We start from the raw sequence: 20222 nt of genomic DNA, 5'->3' as shown, positions 1-20222 counted from the left end.
CGGTGCACATGTATCGCCGGATATTTTTGTTGGAAAAAATAGTTGACAACAAAATGTAATTATAATATACTTGCAAAGTATGCGAAGTTTATAAGTGTGTTTCGAACCAATGCCCCGGTAAGGAATGTGCTGAATATACATTAGTAAAGAAGATTATAAAAGAATAATTTAGGAGGTACCACGATGAAGAGCTTTATGGCAAGCCCATCAACAATAGAGAGAAAGTGGTATGTAGTTGACGCTACAGGACATACTTTAGGTCGTCTTGCATCAGAGATCGCAAGCATTTTAAGAGGAAAGAACAAGCCAACATATACACCACACATTGATACAGGTGATTATGTAATAGTAGTAAACGCTGACAAGATCCAGGTAACTGGTAAGAAGTTAGATCAGAAGGTATACTACAACCACTCAGATTATGTAGGTGGTATGAAAGAGACAACTCTTCGTGAGAAGATGGCTAAGAAGCCAGAGGATGTTATCTACCTTGCAGTTAAGGGAATGCTTCCAAAGGGACCACTTGGCAGAGAGATGATTACAAAGCTTCACGTATACGCTGGTGCAGATCACAAGCATCAGGCACAGAAGCCAGAAGTATTAGAGATTAAGTACTAAGAAGGAGGAGATTAACAGATGGCTAAGACAACAAAGTTCTATGGAACAGGAAGAAGAAAAAGCAGTATCGCCAGAGTTTACATCACTCCAGGTACTGGTAAGATTGTTATAAACAAGAAGGATATGGATGAGTACTTTGGCCTTGATACACTCAAGGTTATCGTAAAGCAGCCACTCGTTGCTACAGGCACAGAAGGTAAGTACGATGTACTCGTTAACGTATGTGGTGGTGGTTTTACAGGTCAGGCTGGAGCTATCAGACATGGTATTTCAAGAGCACTCCTTGAGGTTGATGCTGAGTACAGACCAATCCTTAAGAAGGCTGGATACCTTACAAGAGATCCAAGAATGAAGGAGAGAAAGAAGTACGGTCTCAAAGCCGCTCGTCGTGCTCCACAGTTCTCAAAGAGATAATTATATCATTTCAGATATATCAAGAACCCGCAGAAGTCCAACACTTTTGTGGGTTCTTTTTTTCAGAACTTTTGAGATTCAGATTAGGAGGAACAAAAGATATGGTGACATTATTGTCGAAGCTATGGATCAAATCAGATAATTATAAGGATAGCAAGGTGAGGGAGAAATATGGTGTTCTTTGCGGAGCTGTTGGTATATTTTTGAATGTATTATTGTTTCTGGGAAAATTCTTTGCTGGATTACTTTCGGGGGCTATCTCGATCACGGCGGATGCGTTCAACAATTTATCAGATGCAGGAAGCTCGTTTATATCTATGATAGGCTTTAAGTTATCTGGCAGAAAACCGGACCCGGATCATCCGTTTGGACATGGAAGAATAGAGTATATATCAGGCTTATTTGTAGCAGTCATGATCATATTGATGGCCTACGAGCTTATTAAAGATTCAATCGGAAAGATCCTACATCCGGAACTTCCAAAATTCAGCAGTCTAGTTGCCGTTATACTAGTTGTTTCAATTGGAGTAAAGATATATATGTATTTCTACAACAGGAGTATAGGCAGAAAGATAGAGAGTGCGACCATGATAGCGACGGCGAAAGACAGTTTATCTGATACATTTTCCACAATGGTTGTTCTTGCATCTGCACTTGCTGCTCATTTCTGGAAAATACCTATAGATGGATATTGCGGGTTCTTGGTGGGCGTGATGATACTCATAGCTGGCATCACTGCAATGAAGGATACGGTCAGCCCTTTGCTTGGTCAGGCACCGGAACCAGAGCTTGTGGACGAGATCGAGAAGATCGTGAGGTGTGATAAAAGGATCCTTGGTATTCATGATCTTGTGGTCCATGATTATGGACCTGGCAGACTTATGGTCAGCCTGCACGCAGAAGTTCCTTATAAGGAAGATATTCTTGAACTGCATGATCTGATCGATCAGATAGAATTCTCTCTCAGAAAAGAATTAAATTGCGAGCCTGTCATTCACATGGATCCGATAGTAGATGACGATGAGGAGACAAATGCTGTGAAAGCGCGGATCACTGAAATTATAGAATCACTTAATAAGGATAGCAGAAAAAATGAAAATGTTCAGTTTCACGACTTTAGAATGGTAAAGGGTTCAACACATTCCAATTTGATTTTTGATGTGGTTTTGCCACATGGATATCAAATGTCGGAAGAACAGATAATATCCTATATCAAGGAAAAAGTTAGTGAGTACAATAAAAATTACTATTGTGTGATACATATTGACAGAGCGTATGTAAAATAATTCCAGATGGTGAGCATCCTGACCACAGAAGAGTAAGATCTTCTGTGGTTATTATTATTATTATTACATAATACATTTACAGGCATTTCCTCAATCTTAGGTTTGACTTTACTATGATAAACTGTTACTATGTTACCGTGTTGTGCCCTAATAGGGCTTATATATCATGCAGATGCCCGGTGTAGTGTGTTTCATGCATCTGCCAAGTATATTTAGGATATTTCAGGAGGAAAAAAGTATGAAAAAGTTATTATCACTGCTCTTAGTGGCAGCAATGGGACTTTCACTGGTTGGATGCGGCGGATCTGATAACGGATCTAAGAGTGAGTCAAAGAGTGATCTGGAGTATGTAAAGGATAAGGGAACTCTCGTTGTCGGCATTACAGACTTCGCACCGATGGATTACAAGGATGAGTCAGGCAACTGGATCGGATTTGACGCAGATATGGCATCAGCATTTGCAGAGAGCCTTGGCGTAAAGGCAGAGTTCGTAGAGATAGACTGGGACAACAAGATCATGGAGCTTGACGGCAAGACCATCGACTGTGTATGGAACGGTATGACACTTACAGATGAGGTTACAAGCTCAATGGCATGTTCAGATGCATACTGCAACAATGCTCAGGTAGTTATCGTGCCAAAAGATAAGGCAGACAAGTATCAGACAGTAGACAGCATCAAGGAGCTTACATTTGCTGTAGAGGCAGGAAGCGCAGGCGAGGATCAGGCCAAGGCGCTTGGTCTCAACTATACAGCGGTAAAGGCACAGGCAGATGCACTCATGGAAGTTGCAGCTGGAACATCAGATGCAGCAATCATTGATTCGCTTATGGCAGCAGCTATGGTTGGTGAGGGAACAGGTTATGACAAGCTCACATATACCGTAGGTCTCAACAGCGAGGAGTATGGCGTTGGCTTCAGAAAGGACTCAGATCTTGTAGCTGAGCTCAACAAGTTCTTTGCAGACAGTAAGGCTGACGGTTCAATGGAGAAGTGTGCTGAGACATATAAGGTACAGGCTGCACTTGCAAAGTAATAGATAAGATATAATTAGTATTTTTACCATCACTTAGAGAGAAAAATTATTATGGATTTGTTTTTTGAACAGCTCCCGGTCGTACTTGGAGCTCTTAATACAGGATTTATACAGACATTAAAATTGTTCTTTGTGACATTGCTCGGTGCATTTCCACTTGGACTTCTTATAGCACTCGGTTCCATGTCAAAGTTTAAACCGCTCAGCTATCTTATGAAGTTCATCGTATGGATAGTGAGAGGTACACCACTTATGATACAGCTGCTCATCATATATTATTTCCCGGGACTTGTATTTCACAATCCGGTATGGGGCGGCGGCGAAGGCGGAAGATTTGTTGCGGCATCGGTGTCATTCATAGTGAACTATGCCTGCTATTTCTCAGAGATTTACCGTGGAGGTATCCAGGGTATTCCTGTAGGACAGGAGGAAGCCGGACTCGTGCTTGGCATGACTCCAAAGCAGATATTCTTCAAGGTCAAGCTTTTGCAGATGATAAAGAAGATAGTTCCGGCGATGTCCAACGAGATCATAACTCTGGTCAAGGATACGTCCCTTGCCCGTATCATCGCACTTCAGGAGATAATCTGGGCAGGACAGGCATTCATGAAAGGTTCACAGGGAATTTCAGGTGCAATATGGCCACTCTTCTTCTGCGCATTCTACTATTTGATCTGGAATGGCGTACTCACAGTTTTACTTGGCAAATTAGAGAAGAAACTTGATTTCTTTAGATAGGAGGAGCCGCTATGAACGCAGTTCATACTCGGAATCGGCTCCGACGACCTGCCCCGCTGCGGAGCAGAGGGGCGATACATATTAAATAGGAGGAACCGCTATGGCTATATTAGAGGTTGAACATATAAAAAAGAAGTTTGGCAAGACGGATGTGCTCAAGGATATAAGCTTTTCTCTGGAGCAGGGCGAGGTCCTTTCTATCATAGGATCATCAGGAAGTGGAAAGACAACACTTCTTCGCTGTCTGAACTTTCTGGAGATGCCGGACAATGGAGTTATCCGTGTAAATGATGAGATCCTGCTTGATACGGACAAGCCGGAGACACTCAAGGAGTCGGAGGTGCGCAAGAAGAGACTGCATTTTGGACTTGTGTTCCAGTCATTTAATCTCTTTCCACAGTACACTGCGCTTCAGAACGTAATGCTTGCAAGAGAGCTTCTTGCAAAGGAGAGACCGGATTTCAAAGTAAATAAGAAGAATATACTCGACGAGATAAGAGTCCAGGCAGAGGAACTTCTACGCCAGATGGGACTTGAGGACAGAATGAACAACTATCCTCACCAGCTTTCAGGCGGACAGTGCCAGCGAGTTGCTATAGCAAGGGCGCTTGCGTTGCAGCCGGACATCCTGTGTTTCGATGAGCCTACATCGGCTCTTGATCCGGAGCTCACAGGAGAGGTACTTAAGGTCCTCAGAAACCTTGCAGACAAAAAGACGACCATGATAATTGTTACCCATGAGATGGCATTTGCAAAGGATGTTGCAAGTCAGGTCATATTCATGGATGATGGATATATACTTGAGCAGGGAAGACCTGATCAGGTATTTGACAATCCGAAGATGGAGAGGACAAAGCAATTTCTTTCATCATATTCATAAAAGATGTATAAGATCCCGGTGTATCGAAAAATGATGCACCGGGATTTTCTGTTTATATAAAAAATAATCACTAAAAATCTGAAAAACCGTCTGAAACTATACTATACAAAATTCACAAAACAAAAATAAGAAACAAGGCAGCAATTCTTCCCCATATACAAATGAATTTAGAAATAAAGGCAACGCAGATAGGATGCCATCTACCCAATGCAAAAAAAAATCAAGAAAATGACATGTCAGAGGTCTCCACAGAGGGATAAAAAAATCACCCCAGACGTTGAGTTAAAAAAGGTCAGTGTGTACCATTGGATATACCGTACGGAATACAAAGATTAACATATAAATAAATGTTTAACAGGAGGAGAAAAATTATGCCATTGAGAAGAGTGATAAACGACACCGAAAAAACAAAAAGAAGAACAGGAGGTTTTGACAAAGTCAAAGTAAATGATGACCGTGTACAAATACTGACCAGCGAGGGTAAAATATATGTTTTTGATAAACAAGATATATGCACTGTTACAAATATATCACTCAGTGTAAATGAAAGACCGGTAAATGCCAGCTTTGAGAATTCAGGGTATGGGACATCGACCAATGCTATCCGTTTTCAGAGATACCCGATAGTGGAATTTGTCAATCTTGCGCCGGAAACGGTGAAGAACTATATGAAGTCAATATTGATGGAGTCCGTCCTGGATCTGTCTGACGTTAAGGTGATACATTCATATAAGTGGGGGGACAATGAGCCGCATCTCTATATGCCAGATGATTGGGACGATGGAAGAATATATGCTGAACTGAGCGATGAAGAAGCAGACAAAGCCGATGAATATGACATAGACTATGTGGAAGATGGATATGAGGACGATTGGTATGAAGAGGAAGATGATGAGAATGAGTAGGAGAAATGTGATCTCATGATTGAAATGTGATACTGTTTTTCCAATGCAATGATGACACAGAGAAAACAATAAAGTATAGTAGTAGCAGCAAAGACACTAAATGTCGCTTGCCCAATGTCAGACGGGCAGACAGCATTTGGTGTCTTTTTTAATTGCTTCTATAGTGGCATCTACTTTATGTCGCAGGAAAAGATATTAGCAATCCATTCCCATAGCCCTGGCTTTGGTGGCCTGTGTCTCTCCCCTGGGATGATGTGGTGGGGCATAGATGGATGAGAGCTTCAGTGGATTATTGCCAATGTTGATGATGTTGTGCCATGTGCCGGCTGGTATACAGACGCATTCTCCTGCACAAAGATTCTGACGGAAACACAGTTCGTTTGGGCAGCAGCCCATTCTGACTGAACACTGTCCCTGTTCGATTCTGATGATCTGATCGGTATTATCATGGATTTCCAAACCTACATCTGAGCAGGCAGGTATACACATGACTGTCATCTGCATGAAACAGCCGGTCCACACGGTTTCGCGGTAATTGTGGTTCTGTAACGCTTTCTCCCGGAGGTCTATAGTGCAGATGTTGTCACGACAGTCAGGTCTGTTCGGAGAACAATGGTTGTTGTATTTCATAGGATAGTCCTTTCAGATTCAATAGTTCTATTTATAGTATTCAGAAAGGATAGAATATGACAAAAATTATACATTTTTATGTAGCCTGGATTGTGAGCTATGTGAAAAAATGCAAAAAGTGATAAAAAAATTGAAATTAGTATTGACATTTTGTACATAAACAACTAATATAAGATATATCAAATGGAAACGGTTCCAAAAACGTTTCCGAGAAAACAAAGTAACCATTAAGCAGCTCGTATAAGAGATGACTGAAGGAAAAATTTTTATTATTTTATGGGAGGAACCAATATGAACAAGAAAGGTATTGCGGCACTTGGATTGTCACTTATGATGGCAGGTACCATGTTGACAGGATGTGGCTCAGGAGATTCAGATGGAGCAGGAAAGAAGGCAGATGCAAAGGGCTCTGTATATTATCTGAACTTCAAGCCGGAGCAGGATACACAGTGGCAGGAGCTTGCTAAGGTGTACACAGAAGAGACTGGCGTTGATGTGACGGTAGTTACAGCAGCTGCTGGTCAGTATGAGACTACTCTTAAGAGTGAGATGGGTAAGTCAGAATCACCTACCCTGTTCCAGGTAAATGGACCGGTTGGTCTTGCTTCCTGGAAGGACTATTGTTATGATCTTGGATCATCACAGGTGTATAAAGAACTCACATCTGAGGACTTTGCACTTAAGGATGGCGATAAGGTCGCAGGAATCGGATATGTTATAGAGTCATACGGAATCATTTACAACAAAGAGCTTTTAAGTAAAGCTGGATACACAGAGGATGATATCAATTCATTTGCAGACCTCAAGAAGGTGGCAGAGGATATAACAGCCAATTCAGACAAATTAGGATTCTCAGCATTCACATCAGCTGGAATGGATGGCTCATCAGACTGGAGATTCAAGACACATCTTGCAAATCTTCCAATCTACTATGAATACAAGGCTGATGGAATCGATACTACAGATGCGATCAAGGGTACATATCTTGATAATTACAAAAATGTATGGGATCTGTACATCAACAACTCAACAACCGATCCAAAGCAGCTCAGCACAAAGACTGGTGATGATGCGGTTGCAGAGTTTGTTTCAGGACAGGCAGTATTTTATCAGAATGGTACATGGGCATACTCAGATGTATCATCACTTGGCGATGACAACCTCGGAATGCTCCCTATCTATATAGGAGCAGATGGTGAGGAGAATCAGGGACTCTGTACAGGAAGTGAGAATTACTGGTGTGTAAATGCTAAGGCTTCAGAGGAAGATATCCAGGCAACTCTTGACTTCATGGAGTGGTGTGCTACAAATGACACCGCACTTAAGGCAATCTGTGGTTCAAAGGGCGCTATGCCATCAGGAGCCGATGGAATGGGATTTGTAACACCATTCAAGAAGAACCTTGAATCAACAAACCTTCTTGTAAACATTGCAAATGAGTATGTAGCAGAGGGCAAGACACCTGTAAGCTGGAACTTCACAACAATGCCATCAGAGCAGTGGAAGAACGACCTTGGATCAGCACTTACAACATATGCGGCAGATCAGACAGATGCCAACTGGGATCTTGTAAAGAGCGCATTTGTAGATGGATGGGCTAAAGAGGCTGCTGCAGCAAAGTCAAAATAAAACATATTAACAAATAAACAATAGTACACAACCCAAAAATAAAAAAATCACAAAATAAAACCAACTTAAAATATGAATAAAGTCCTGCAAGATGCAGGACACCAGGAAGGCGAACAGCTTTGCAAAGGCAGCTCATACCCAGAGGTGTCAGACTAGAGATGGATATGTATTCATATGCAAATATGTCTACATATCCATTTTTTAGACTCATAAGATATTGGAAAGAAAATTGATATGCAACAGAGTGGAGGTTATCAAAAAAATTATGGAGAAAACGATAAAAAGATATTGGCCGGTGTTTCTGATACCGACAATGGCTGCGTTTCTAATAGGATTTATCGTGCCATTTGCCGAGGGAATATATCTGTCCTTCTGTAAGTTCACGACCATAAGGGACGCTGAATTTGTAGGATTTCAGAATTATATAGACGCATTCAAGGACTCAACATTCCCGGATGCATTTAAGTTTACAACATTATTTGCGATTGTCACACTTGTGCTTATAAATGTTCTTGCATTTCTTGTGGCACTGGCACTTACACAGAAGATCAAAGGAACTAATATATTCAGAACGATATTCTTTATGCCGAATCTTATAGGTGGTATCGTACTTGGATATGTATGGCAGCTTATATTCGATGCCGTATTCTCAAAGTTTGATACAGCCCTGAAACTCAATGAAGTCCTCGGCTTCTGGGGATTGGTTATACTGGTGTGCTGGCAGCAGATAGGATATATGATGATCGTTTATATTGCAGGACTTCAGGCAATTCCTGAAGACATTCAGGAAGCAGCCATGATTGATGGTGCAAATAGAACACAGAGACTTTTCAGGGTTACGATCCCGAACATGATGCCATCCATAACTATATGTACATTCCTCACAATAACCAACTCATTCAAACTGTTTGACCAGAACCTGGCACTCACAGGAGGCGAGCCACTCCATAAGACAGAGATGCTAGCGCTCAATATATATGAGACGTTTTATGGAAGAGTAGGATATGAGGGAGTAGGTCAGGCCAAGGCAGTCGTATTCTTTATACTGGTAGTAGCGATAGGACTCATACAGCTTAAGATTACAAGATCAAAGGAGGTGCAGCAGTAATGGCGAAGATACAGAAAACAGCAAATACAGCGGATAAAAAGCCTGTATACAGAGTGAAAGAAAAACCAACGTTGACGGGAATTCTGGCTACTTTATTCTTTACCATTATTTCCATAATATTTGTTTCACCGATAATAATCGTAATTATAAACTCGCTGAAAGCCAAGACGTTTATCAGTCTGGAGACATTTGAACTGCCAAATGAGCACAGCTACATAGGCTTGGACAATTATAAAACGGCTATAACACAGTATGATTTCATTAAGGCAGTGGGCTGGACAGTTGTGATAACGGTTCTCTCAGTAGTGGCAATTCTGCTGTTCTGCTCTATGACAGCCTGGTATATAACCAGAGTCAAGAATATAGCGACAAAGATCATATATCTGCTCTGCGTGTTCTCTATGGTAATACCTTTCCAGATGGTTATGTTTACTTTGGCTGGAACTGCGGATGCACTTCACCTTAATACTCCATGGGGAATCGTGATCGTGTATCTTGGATTTGGAACAGGTCTTGCAGTATTCATGTTCTGCGGATTTATCAAGTCCATTCCTTTGGAGGTCGAGGAGGCTGCGATGATAGATGGATGTACGCCGCTCAAGACATTTTTCAAGGTTGTTATCCCTATCATGAAACCTACTTACATATCTGTAGGAATACTTGAGGCTATGTGGATATGGAATGATTTCCTTCTGCCATATCTGGTACTCGACATCAAGAAATACAAGACGATATCTATAGTTGTCCAGTATATGAAGGGCAGCTACGGAAGAGTAGATATGGGAGCAATCATGGCGTGCCTTGTTATGGCTATCATTCCGGTTGTTGTATTCTACCTCTGTGCACAGAAGTACATCATCAAGGGCGTTGCAGCCGGTGCTGTAAAGGGATAGTAATATAATATTATTAAGTGTTAAAAAACAGGCGGTTGTGAAATTCGCAGCCGCCTGAAATTGGTTAAAAGGAGAGATTTCAGATGGAAAGATCAGCAGGAATACTGCTTGCTATATCAAGCCTCCCGTCAAAGTATGGAATTGGCAGCTTCTCAAAAGAGGCATATCGTTTCGTTGACTGGCTTAGGTCTGCACACCAGAGTTACTGGCAGATACTTCCCATGGGTCCCACCGGGTATGGGGATTCGCCGTATCAGTCATTTTCGACATTTGCTGGAAATCCATATTTTATAGATCTTGATACACTTGTGGATCAGGGACTGCTAACAGACAGTGAGTGCAGTGAGATAGACTGGGGAGATGATGACAGGTACGTTGATTATAGCAAAATTTATAATGGAAGATACAGTCTCCTCAGGAAAGCCTATGAAAGATGGAAAATGATTGACAGCATGGAGTTTTCCATGTTCATGGATGAGAACCGCGATTGGATATATGATTATTCATTGTTCATGGCGATTAAGGATTCATATGGTGGGATTCCATGGACAGAGTGGCCACAGGATATAAGAAACAGACAGCCTGATGCGGTGCAGCAGATGCAGCTTAAGCTTGCGGATGAGATACATTTTCAGCAGTACATGCAGTATTTGTTTTATACTCAGTGGAATGCGCTAAAGAGCTATGCCAACAAGAACCATATAAGGATCATAGGAGATATCCCAATCTATGTAGCTATGGACAGCGCAGATGTATGGGCACACCCGGAGCTTTTCAGGCTTGATGAGGACAGGCGACCATACGAGGTTGCCGGATGTCCGCCTGATGGGTTTTCGGAGACCGGACAGCTGTGGGGAAATCCAATATATGACTGGGAGCTGAACAGGCAGACCGGTTACAGCTGGTGGATAGCCAGAATGAGACATAGCTATAAGCTTTATGATGTAGTCCGGATTGATCATTTCAGAGGCTTTGATGAATATTATGCCATTCCATATGGTGAGGAAACAGCTGCGAATGGCAAGTGGAAAAAGGGCCCTGGGATGGATCTGTTCAGGAATATAGAAAAAGCTCTGGGTAAGAGAGATGTCATTGCCGAGGACCTTGGTTTTGTGACTGATTCGGTCAGAAAGCTTGTGCATGATTCCGGATTCCCGGGAATGAAGGTTGTGGAGTTTGCCTTTGATGCGAGAGACACCGGGGCGGCATCTGATTATCTTCCACATAATTACATACGAAATTGTGTTGTATATACGGGAACCCATGACAATGAGACACTTATTGGCTGGTGGAGCAGTATAGATCAGAGGTCCAGAGACATGGCAAGGGATTATATGGCAGCTCATTATACACCGGATCGTCTGATCAATGTCCCATTTATCACGCTTGCTATGAGAAGTATTGCAGATCTTTGTATTATACCGATGCAGGATTATTTGGGGCTAGACAATAAATCGAGGATGAATAAGCCATCCACAGTTGGCGATAACTGGAGGTGGCGAACTATATCTGATGATACGGATGATGATCTTGCAGAGGAAATAGGCAGACTTACACTGATGACCGGGAGAAGCAAGATGTGAAAAAGTACTCTCTAAAAATATTTATCGGGAAATGATAAGTAGAGTATTTTCTTGACCTCCACATATTGGGATAATATAATTATTGGGAATAAAAGAGAAAAGTGGGATACAGCTTATGACAATAAAGGATATTGCGCGTATATCAGGTTATGGTATCGGAACCGTGTCCAGGGTGATCAACAATCAGACCGGAGTCAGCGATGCAGCCAGAGAGAAGATACTCAGGGTTATAGAGGAAAATGGATTTGAGCCGAACGTCAACGCAAAGCTCCTCAAAATGTCAGCTAAATCGTCGGTGGTTGTCATCATAAAAGGAAACCAGAATATGCTGTTTGCGGATATAGTAGAGCGGATACAGAACCTGCTTGCTGGATATGATGAGGATGTCATAGTGGAGTACATAGACGAGGATGGTGACGAGATCGAGTATGCCATCAAACTTATTCATAGTGTAAATCCGAAGGGAATCATGTTTTTGGGTGCCAATCTTGCGCTTTTTGATGAGCGTGTGAAAGAGCTTGAGATCCCGGGAGTTATAATCACGACCGGCGGAGAGATTCTTGCAAATGACAACATATCCTCCATAACGATAGATGACACGGCAGCGACATACGATATGACAAGGTATCTTCTTGAAAAAGGCCACAGGCACATTGGAGTCATCGGAGGGCAGGTGTCCGAGAAACAGATAAGTTTCAACAGATATAAAGGCTGCAAGAGGGCTATAGATGAGTGGCAGCATGATGACCGGGCGGAGTTTACATATATTCCGTGCAGGTATTCTATGAAGGCAGGTTATGCGGCCACGAAGCGTCTCTTGGAGGAACAGCCGGAGGTTACAGCAATCATGGCTCTCAGTGATACGATAGCGATCGGCGTCATGAGAGCGGCTGCTGATCTGGGCAAACATATTCCGGAGGAGCTGTCAGTTACTGGATTTGATGGAATAGAGCTGGCAGGATACTGTGTACCAAGACTTACAACAATAAAACAGAATACAGAGATCATGGCATCGAGAAGTGTTGACATCATGCTCAAGCATATAAATTATGCAGCAGCTGGTGAACATGAGATAGTGCCATATTCCTTGATAGAGGGTGAAAGCGTTAAGAGCATCGGCTAGGATTCAGGGAAAATCTTTTTAATTAAGTTTGAATTCGTCTTATACTGGTATATTATATATCAGTATAGGGCGATTTTTTTTATGAGATAAAAGTTCGGCAAGGCTCTGAAATTCGTATAGAGTATTTATCACAGTTTGGAGATGAGAATATGGATTACATAGACAATATTGAGCTGATTACAAGACTTGTGAAATCAGGATTTTTCGGTATAGTGGGAATATTCTTTATCGGACTTGCAATTTGGATAAAGAAAAAGGAAGACCGGTGGAACTTCAAGAATATCGGAATAGGACTTCTGGCTGGTGGCGTGGCACTTTTGCTTATCGGTGTATCTATGGCAGTAGATAGTCTGCAGGATGGCGGGGTAATAGCTATAGATAGGAATGATCCTGTATGGTTGATCATGGATGCGATCAAGATGCTGGCATGTGTACTGATATTTGTGATAGCTGGATATATTATGCGGTCAAAACGCATAAAAGAGAATGATATGATCGATATGGAGATTGTGGGAAAGATAATAGGATATGACACCGTGACCGGCAGAACTAACATTCCGGGATACGCACATCCCACGGTGGGGTACATTGATCCATACAGCGGTGAGCCGGATTCTTATGTGGTGAATCAGGATATAAACAGAAAGAAGAATCCGATCGGCAGTGAGTATAAACTGTTGTACTCCAGGGAAGAGAGAAAGGCATTTGAGAAAAAGTCAAACAAGGTGTACAGGGAGATGGAGGTTTGCTTTTTCGGACTGGCTGTGCTGATCGTCATTGCGGGGATAGTGAAATTGATAATGAATGTGTTATAAAATTTATGTAAATATGGACTGGTTGCCGATTACTAATAAATATATTGTAATCACCGCCAGTCCTATGCTAATATAGATATGTTTGCGAAAATGACAAATTTTTATCACTTCAGGAGGAAAACAATGGGTGGATTTTTTGGAGTAGCGGCAAAAGATGACTGTGTGTTTGATCTATTCTTTGGAATAGACTATCATTCACATCTTGGAACAAGACGCGGAGGCATGACAGTGTATGGAGATAAGGGATTTGACAGATCCATACACAATATCGAGAATGCTCCATTCAGAACAAAGTTCGACAAAGATATGCAGAACATGAAGGGCTATTTGGGAATAGGATGTATATCCGATTATGAGCCACAGCCACTCATAGTACGTTCACATCACGGAACATATGCCCTGACAACTGTCAGCAAGATCAACAACGTTGACGAGATATCCAAGGAGATATTTGATCAGGGGCATTCACATTTCCTTGAGATGAGCGGAGGGGATATCAACAGCACAGAGCTGGTGGCAGCCCTCATCAACCAGAAGGATAATCTGATAGACGGAATAAGATATGCGCTGGAGAAGATAGACGGTTCGCTGTCACTCCTGCTCATGAACCAGAATGGAATATATGCAGCCAGAGATATGCATGGAAGAACTCCTGTGGTCATAGGCAAGAAGGATGGTGCATTCTGTGCGTCATTTGAGAACTTTGCCTACAAAAACCTTGGCTATCATGACTATAAAGAACTTGGCCCTGGTGAGGTTGTCGTACTCACACCGTCCAACTGTGTGACGCTTGTGCAGCCGGGCAAGGACATGAAGATATGTACTTTCCTGTGGGTATACTATGGTTACCCTGCAAGCTCATACGAGGGTATGAGTGTAGAGCAGATGAGATATAACTGCGGAGCCAGCATGGCAAAGAGAGATAATGTTAAGCCTGATATCGTAGCCGGAGTTCCGGATTCAGGAACAGCGCATGCAGTAGGCTATGCCAATGAGTCCGGAATACCTTTCTCAAGACCATTCATCAAGTACACACCGACATGGCCACGTTCATTTATGCCGACCATACAGAGCCAGCGTAATCTCATAGCCAAGATGAAGCTTCTGGCAGTTGAGGATCTTATCAAGGACAAGAGCCTTCTGCTTATAGACGATTCTATCGTGCGTGGAACACAGCTCAGAGAGACGACAGAGTACCTTTTTGACAGCGGTGCCAGGGAGGTACATATCAGACCTGCGTGTCCACCACTTGTATACGGATGCAAATACCTTAACTTCTCAAGATCATCATCAGAGATGGATCTGATAACAAGAAGAGTTATAGAGAGACTTGAGAATGGAAATGTGACAGATGAGGTACTTCAGGAGTACACAGATCCTGATTCAGAGAAGTATGAAAAGATGGTTGACGAGATCTGCAAGGAACTGCATTTCACATCACTCAGATTCAACAGACTTGACGATATGCTTGAGGCGTGTGGAGTTGAGAAGTGCAAGCTCTGTACATACTGCTGGGATGGTAAGGAGTAAGCTGCGGATGACGGCGATGCTATATGCGACAGACAGTATCATATATAAAATAATCAATTTGTAATAGTAAGAAAAACGGTGACAGGGATATGGCATTAGAAAATTCAAAGGAAATCACAATAGAAGAGATACAGGAACTGGATAAGGATTCGTATCTGATGGTTGACATCAGAGACGAAGTTGAGATATCCCACGGAGCCATCCCGGGAGCGGTGACAGTTCCTGCGGACAGTCTGATGCCGGAGCATTTGACGGTGACCGCAGGTGAATTGTTCCCTGCAGAGAAATATATTTCCGGGGACAATTCAAAAGGGAAAAAACTCATAATCTGCTGCACTCACGGAACCAACAGCATTCCGCTGGCGGAGAGACTTACAGAGCTGGGATACGATGCAGTGAGCCTAAAAGGTGGCTATATATCATGGCTGCTCTATACCATGGGAAAGCAGGAGCAGACTGACATATGTGCCGATGTGGAGAAGAGTCTCCGCAAGAAGTTTCACAAGAAGATATGGTGCAACTTCACAAAAGCTATCAACAGGTATGAGCTGGTGAAGGAAGGCGACAGGATAGCCGTGTGTATATCTGGCGGCAAGGATTCTTTCCTCATGGCGAAGTGCTTTCAGGAGCTGAAGAGACACAATAAGTTCCCGTTTGAACTTAAGTTTATAGTCATGGATCCGGGGTACAGTCCGGCAAACCGCAAGGTTATAGAGGACAATGCCAGGATGCTTAACATCCCTATCCAGATATTTGAGTCAGATATATTTGACTCGGTGTACAACGTTGAGAAGTCACCGTGCTACCTCTGTGCCAGGATGAGACGAGGTCATCTGTACAGCTATGCAAAAGAGCTTGGCTGTAACAAGATAGCTCTTGGACATCATTATGACGATGTCATAGAGACCATACTCATGGGTATGCTCTACGGGGCGCAGATGCAGACCATGATGCCGAAGCTTCACAGCACCAACTTTGAGGGCATGGAGCTCATCAGACCTCTTTATATGGTAAGGGAGGACGACATCAAAGCGTGGAGGGATTATAATGAACTTCATTTTATACAGTGTGCATGTAAGTTCACGGACACATGTACCACCTGCAACAATGAGGAGACAAAGTCCAAGCGTCAGGAGATCAAGCAGCTCATAGCAACACTCAAGAAGACAAACCCATTTGTGGAGGGCAACATATTCAAGAGCGTGGAGAACGTCAATGTAGATACTCTTATTGAGTACAAGCAGGGCGGTGTGAGACATAGTTTTCTGGATACCTACGATGAAAAGACAGATAAATAATAACATATAACCAGTAAAAGGCTATCATTGCATCACTATACATGCAGATGATAGCTTTTTGCAATTTTAACACTGTTTTTAATGAAATTTTCATGAATAAACCACATAATAAAGAAGGGAGATTTGTATGCCGGATAGGGAGGTGTTAGTGGATGAGAATGTTGGTAGTAGAAGATGAGAAAGATCTAAACAGTATAATATGCAGTAAACTTGTGAAAGAAGGATACAATGTTGATGCCTGTTATGATGGTCAGGCAGCACTTGATTTCATAGAGATGACGGAATACGATGGGGTTATTATGGATATAATGATTCCACATGTGAATGGTATGGAAGTGTTGAAGACTATCAGGGCAAATAATCAGCAGGTTCCGGTATTATTTCTGACGGCCAAGGGCGAGACTCAGGATATAGTTAGAGGACTGGATGCAGGGGCAAGTGATTACATGACAAAGCCCTTTGAATTCCCGGAGTTTCTGGCCAGGCTCAGAGTAATGCTCAGAACCCAGGGGGTGGTTAATGAGAATGTAATTGCGTGCGGATCTCTGGTTGTGGATATGAATAATCATAAGGCTGTGCGGGATGGTCGGAACATAGATCTCACGGTAAGAGAATATGCCATTCTTGAATATTTGGCACGTAATAGAAATATAGTTGTTACACGTGAACAGATAAGGGCGAATATCTGGAATATTGATGATGATGTGAATTCCAATGTGGTTGATGTGTATATCAGATATCTCAGAAGAAAAATCGACGACAAATATGATGATAAACTTATACAGACGATAAGAGGGGTTGGATATAAACTGGAATGTTAAAAAAGAAAAAATCACTTGTAACATATACGATTATAATGTGTGGCCTTATTATGACTGTTGGTATTGCCTGTCTGCTATTTATACAGAACAGCATAGTGAAAGATGATATGGAATTGCAGGCGTATGAGAAACTTTCACAGGAAACACGGCAGGTCAGACGTTTTTTATATTATGATCAATCGAAAACACCATCTATTGTAACAGAGTATTATGATCGTGATGAGGAGCTTGAAAACGATGATAAAATATATGTATTCCTGAAGTCGCCAGATGGGGACTTCATAGATGGAGAGATGCCAGATGGATGTAGTGGGAAGTTTCCATATCAATCAGATATTGATGTAATAGGTTTTAATGGAGCCAAATATTATATATTGACGAGAAAAGCCAAGGTTGGTCTGAAAACATTAGAAAATGATAATTTTGTAATCTGCGCAATGGTGGCGGTAAAGGATATAAAGGCGAATTACAAAGTATTGTGGTATAGAACTTATACGGTAATAGGTGTAGTGGCCTTATTCTTCATTTTATTTGCAATTGGGCTAAAAAGGCTGGTTGCTGTGCCGATGAAGGAACTTAATGTGGCTATTAACAGGAGCGGTCAGAATCTAGATTTTACAGAGAAACTCAGATATGATGGACCGTTTCTGGAGCTCGATATGATAACGGAGTCAAATAATAATCTGTATGACCGGGTTCAGAGAGAATTTGAGCGACAGGAAGAATTCAATGCAAATGTATCCCATGAACTGAGAACCCCTGTGGCAGTTATGCATGCCCAGTGCCAGCTTTCCAGAGAGATTGCAGAGAAGAACAATGATCATGAGATGTTGGAGAGCATAGCGGTATTTGAACGTCAGACAACCAAGATGAAGGGGCTTATAGAACAGTTACTTCAAATGTCTATATTGGATAAAAATAACGTTAACCTCAGCGTTGAGGATGTTGATTTATTAGATGTTGTGGAGTCTGTGTGTGATGACGCGGAATACATATGTAAGAAGAATATTCAATTTTGCTATAATCTTGTTCCGACGGTTGTTAAAGTTAACATGAATCTTATTGTTATCGTGGTTAGCAATCTGGTGTCAAATGCAATAAAGTATAGCAATGAGGGGGGGACTGTGGAAGTCACCTGTGGCTCTGATTCAGAGAACTGTTATATATCTGTCAGAGATGAGGGAAGAGGTATAAGTAAAGAACAGAAAAACAGAATTTTTGAGAGCTTTTACAGAGCAGACACTGTAAGAAATACAGAGGGATTTGGCCTGGGTTTATCGCAGGTTATGAAAATAGCAAAGCATTATGGAGGAACTGTTCAGGTGGATAGTGAGGTAGGTAAAGGCAGCAAATTTACTTTTATAATACCTGTAGATAATGGATAGAATTTCAATGTAATATATCTTAATATTTTTTAATGAAACCTTAATTTTCGATAACTATAATCGTGAATTAAGGTTTTATTATTTAAGGAGAATGCTATGAAATCACGAAAGAGAATAATCCATCTGTTAATTGGACCGCTTTTATTTGCGCTTTTATGTGTTTGTCTGCCACATAGCGTGTTCACGGAATTTGAAACAAGGGCTGCGGTTGGAACTATTATATGGATGGCATATTGGTGGGTTACAGGACCAGTAGACTACGCGGTCACGGCGTTTCTTCCGATAGCGCTGAATGCCATATTTCGGATGACAGACATGTCGTCTGTCATATCCAATTATGCGGATGAGACAATTCTGCTTCTTCTTGGAGCATCTATTATAAGCGTTATGTGGGAGAATACGGGACTGGACAAAAGGATTGCCATCACGTTTCTCAGACTCATAGGCAGCAGCCTGCGCACCCAGCTTGTATTCTGGTTTATGCTGGCAGCGGTGTTATCTGCGGTCCTGCCGAATGCAGTGGTATGTGCCACCATCACACCTATAGCGGTTGCCATGCTGAAGTATATAGGAATGGATGATATCAAGAATAACAAGACGGCGTCTAAGATACTTCTGACAATAGCATATGCAACTGGACTTGGTGGTCTGGCATCTCCGCTCGGTGGAGCTATGAATCTTGTAACAGTTGATTACATACAGAAGATTACAGGCAAAGAATACATGTACTCGTCATGGGTTGTCAGGTTCCTTCCCATCATGATCGTACTTATTCTTATCAATATACTATTCACGATAAGGGATGTTAAGCGCACGGAGATGCTCGGTGGATCAAAGGAGTATTTTGTTGCCAGATACAAGGAGCTTGAACCTATGAGCTATGAGGAGAAAGCAGCTCTTATACTGTTTGTCCTTGCGACGGTTCTGGCATTTACGAGACAGCTCTATCAGGGAATTCTTCCAGGACTTAAGCCGGCCTATGTATTTATCATATGTGCTATAGTATCATTTCTGCTCACCAATAAAAAAGGCGAGAGGATCATGGTTTGGAAGAATGTGCAGGGCAAGATCATATGGGGGCTTATGTACATATTTGCCGGTGGCCTTGCCGCCGGAACGCTCATCAACAAATCAGGAGCTGCAGAGGCATTGGGTGAGTATATATCAAAGCTTGATATGAAGGGCGGATTTGTCACGGTATTTATCATACTGACAGTCACTCTGCTGATGTCGGACGTGACATCGAATACAGCTACAGCAGCGGTCGCCATGCCGCTTGTAATATCCATCACACAGGGATGTGGCCTGAATCCGATACCTTATGTGTATGTGGCGTCGGTGGGCGTCAATCTGTCATATATGCTGCCGACATCTATCAGAGCCATACCGGTTGGATATGGATTGTCGCCGAAGTATATGTTCAAAGAGGGGTGGAAGATTACAGTGCTGATTATAGTAATAATGTCAATTGTATGTGCATTGCTGCTAAAGTATTGGCCAGCGTTCAGCACAGTATAGAGAAACAGATTG

General features: G+C 42.1%; 19 protein-coding genes. 18 read left to right on the top strand and 1 reads right to left on the bottom strand.

The features are described 5' to 3' along the window. Positions 1-183: 183 nt before the first annotated feature. The 7 genes from rplM to NQ536_RS10315 all read left to right on the top strand — a co-directional run bounded on the left by rplM (position 184) and on the right by NQ536_RS10315 (position 5877). On the top strand, positions 184-618 hold the full coding sequence (rplM, locus tag NQ536_RS10345) for a 50S ribosomal protein L13 (protein WP_004850178.1): 435 nt from the start codon (positions 184-186) through the stop codon (positions 616-618). An 18-nt stretch (positions 619-636) separates the two neighbouring features. Further along, positions 637-1032 (top strand): 30S ribosomal protein S9, encoded by a 396-nt coding sequence (gene rpsI, locus NQ536_RS10340; protein WP_004850181.1) that lies wholly within the window; start codon positions 637-639, stop codon positions 1030-1032. Positions 1033-1133: 101 nt separating this feature from the next. Then, entirely contained in the window at positions 1134-2318 is a 1185-nt protein-coding gene (locus NQ536_RS10335; RefSeq protein WP_004850182.1) for a cation diffusion facilitator family transporter, read from the top strand. 238 nt (positions 2319-2556) lie between these two features. Continuing rightward, entirely contained in the window at positions 2557-3354 is a 798-nt protein-coding gene (locus NQ536_RS10330) for a transporter substrate-binding domain-containing protein (RefSeq protein WP_044997839.1), read from the top strand. 51 nt (positions 3355-3405) lie between these two features. Then, positions 3406-4092: an amino acid ABC transporter permease gene (locus NQ536_RS10325; RefSeq protein WP_004850185.1), complete on the top strand. Its 687-nt coding sequence runs from the start codon at positions 3406-3408 to the stop codon at positions 4090-4092. A 100-nt stretch (positions 4093-4192) separates the two neighbouring features. After that, positions 4193-4972 carry an amino acid ABC transporter ATP-binding protein gene (locus NQ536_RS10320; protein WP_004850188.1) on the top strand — a complete coding sequence of 260 codons (780 nt, stop codon included), beginning with the start codon at positions 4193-4195 and terminating at the stop codon, positions 4970-4972. 371 nt (positions 4973-5343) lie between these two features. Next, positions 5344-5877 carry a hypothetical protein gene (locus NQ536_RS10315; protein WP_155803791.1) on the top strand — a complete coding sequence of 178 codons (534 nt, stop codon included), beginning with the start codon at positions 5344-5346 and terminating at the stop codon, positions 5875-5877. Between the two features lie 195 nt (positions 5878-6072). Here NQ536_RS10315 and NQ536_RS10310 read toward each other — a convergent pair whose 3' ends face one another. Further along, a complete protein-coding gene (locus tag NQ536_RS10310; RefSeq protein ID WP_022058701.1) occupies positions 6073-6507 on the bottom strand; it encodes a cupin domain-containing protein in 435 nt (144 codons plus the stop codon). A 291-nt stretch (positions 6508-6798) separates the two neighbouring features. On the opposite strand from NQ536_RS10310, the gene NQ536_RS10305 reads away from it, so the two are divergent. The 11 genes from NQ536_RS10305 (at position 6799) to NQ536_RS10255 (ending at position 20210) form a co-directional block, all read left to right on the top strand. Next, positions 6799-8136, top strand: coding sequence for an ABC transporter substrate-binding protein (locus tag NQ536_RS10305; protein ID WP_022058700.1), 1338 nt, complete (start codon positions 6799-6801; stop codon positions 8134-8136). Positions 8137-8401: 265 nt separating this feature from the next. Continuing rightward, complete coding sequence (locus NQ536_RS10300) at positions 8402-9244, top strand: carbohydrate ABC transporter permease (protein ID WP_022058699.1); 843 nt, start codon at positions 8402-8404, stop codon at positions 9242-9244. Beyond that, positions 9244-10137, top strand: a complete 894-nt coding sequence (locus tag NQ536_RS10295) for a carbohydrate ABC transporter permease (RefSeq protein WP_004850198.1) — start codon at positions 9244-9246, stop codon at positions 10135-10137. Before NQ536_RS10300 ends, NQ536_RS10295 begins: the two co-directional genes overlap by 1 nt. 83 nt (positions 10138-10220) lie before the next feature. After that, complete coding sequence (gene malQ / locus NQ536_RS10290; RefSeq protein WP_004850200.1) at positions 10221-11720, top strand: 4-alpha-glucanotransferase; 1500 nt, start codon at positions 10221-10223, stop codon at positions 11718-11720. Positions 11721-11835: 115 nt separating this feature from the next. Then, entirely contained in the window at positions 11836-12843 is a 1008-nt protein-coding gene (locus NQ536_RS10285; RefSeq protein ID WP_022058698.1) for a LacI family DNA-binding transcriptional regulator, read from the top strand. Between the two features lie 149 nt (positions 12844-12992). Continuing rightward, positions 12993-13658 (top strand): hypothetical protein, encoded by a 666-nt coding sequence (locus tag NQ536_RS10280; protein WP_004850204.1) that lies wholly within the window; start codon positions 12993-12995, stop codon positions 13656-13658. Positions 13659-13781: 123 nt separating this feature from the next. Continuing rightward, on the top strand, positions 13782-15188 hold the full coding sequence (locus NQ536_RS10275) for an amidophosphoribosyltransferase (protein WP_022058320.1): 1407 nt from the start codon (positions 13782-13784) through the stop codon (positions 15186-15188). An 89-nt stretch (positions 15189-15277) separates the two neighbouring features. Then, positions 15278-16486, top strand: coding sequence for an ATP-binding protein (locus NQ536_RS10270; RefSeq protein ID WP_004850206.1), 1209 nt, complete (start codon positions 15278-15280; stop codon positions 16484-16486). A 152-nt stretch (positions 16487-16638) separates the two neighbouring features. Beyond that, a complete protein-coding gene (locus tag NQ536_RS10265; RefSeq protein WP_004850208.1) occupies positions 16639-17307 on the top strand; it encodes a response regulator transcription factor in 669 nt (222 codons plus the stop codon). Beyond that, positions 17301-18692, top strand: a complete 1392-nt coding sequence (locus NQ536_RS10260) for a sensor histidine kinase (protein ID WP_004850210.1) — start codon at positions 17301-17303, stop codon at positions 18690-18692. Before NQ536_RS10265 ends, NQ536_RS10260 begins: the two co-directional genes overlap by 7 nt. A 96-nt stretch (positions 18693-18788) precedes the next feature. After that, positions 18789-20210 carry an SLC13 family permease gene (locus NQ536_RS10255; protein WP_004850212.1) on the top strand — a complete coding sequence of 474 codons (1422 nt, stop codon included), beginning with the start codon at positions 18789-18791 and terminating at the stop codon, positions 20208-20210. The last annotated feature ends 12 nt before the right edge of the window (positions 20211-20222 follow it).

This window comes from Coprococcus eutactus (genome assembly GCF_025149915.1).
GTDB classification, from domain to species: domain Bacteria; phylum Bacillota; class Clostridia; order Lachnospirales; family Lachnospiraceae; genus Coprococcus; species Coprococcus eutactus.
This window is presented reverse-complemented; position numbering and strand designations above follow the sequence as displayed.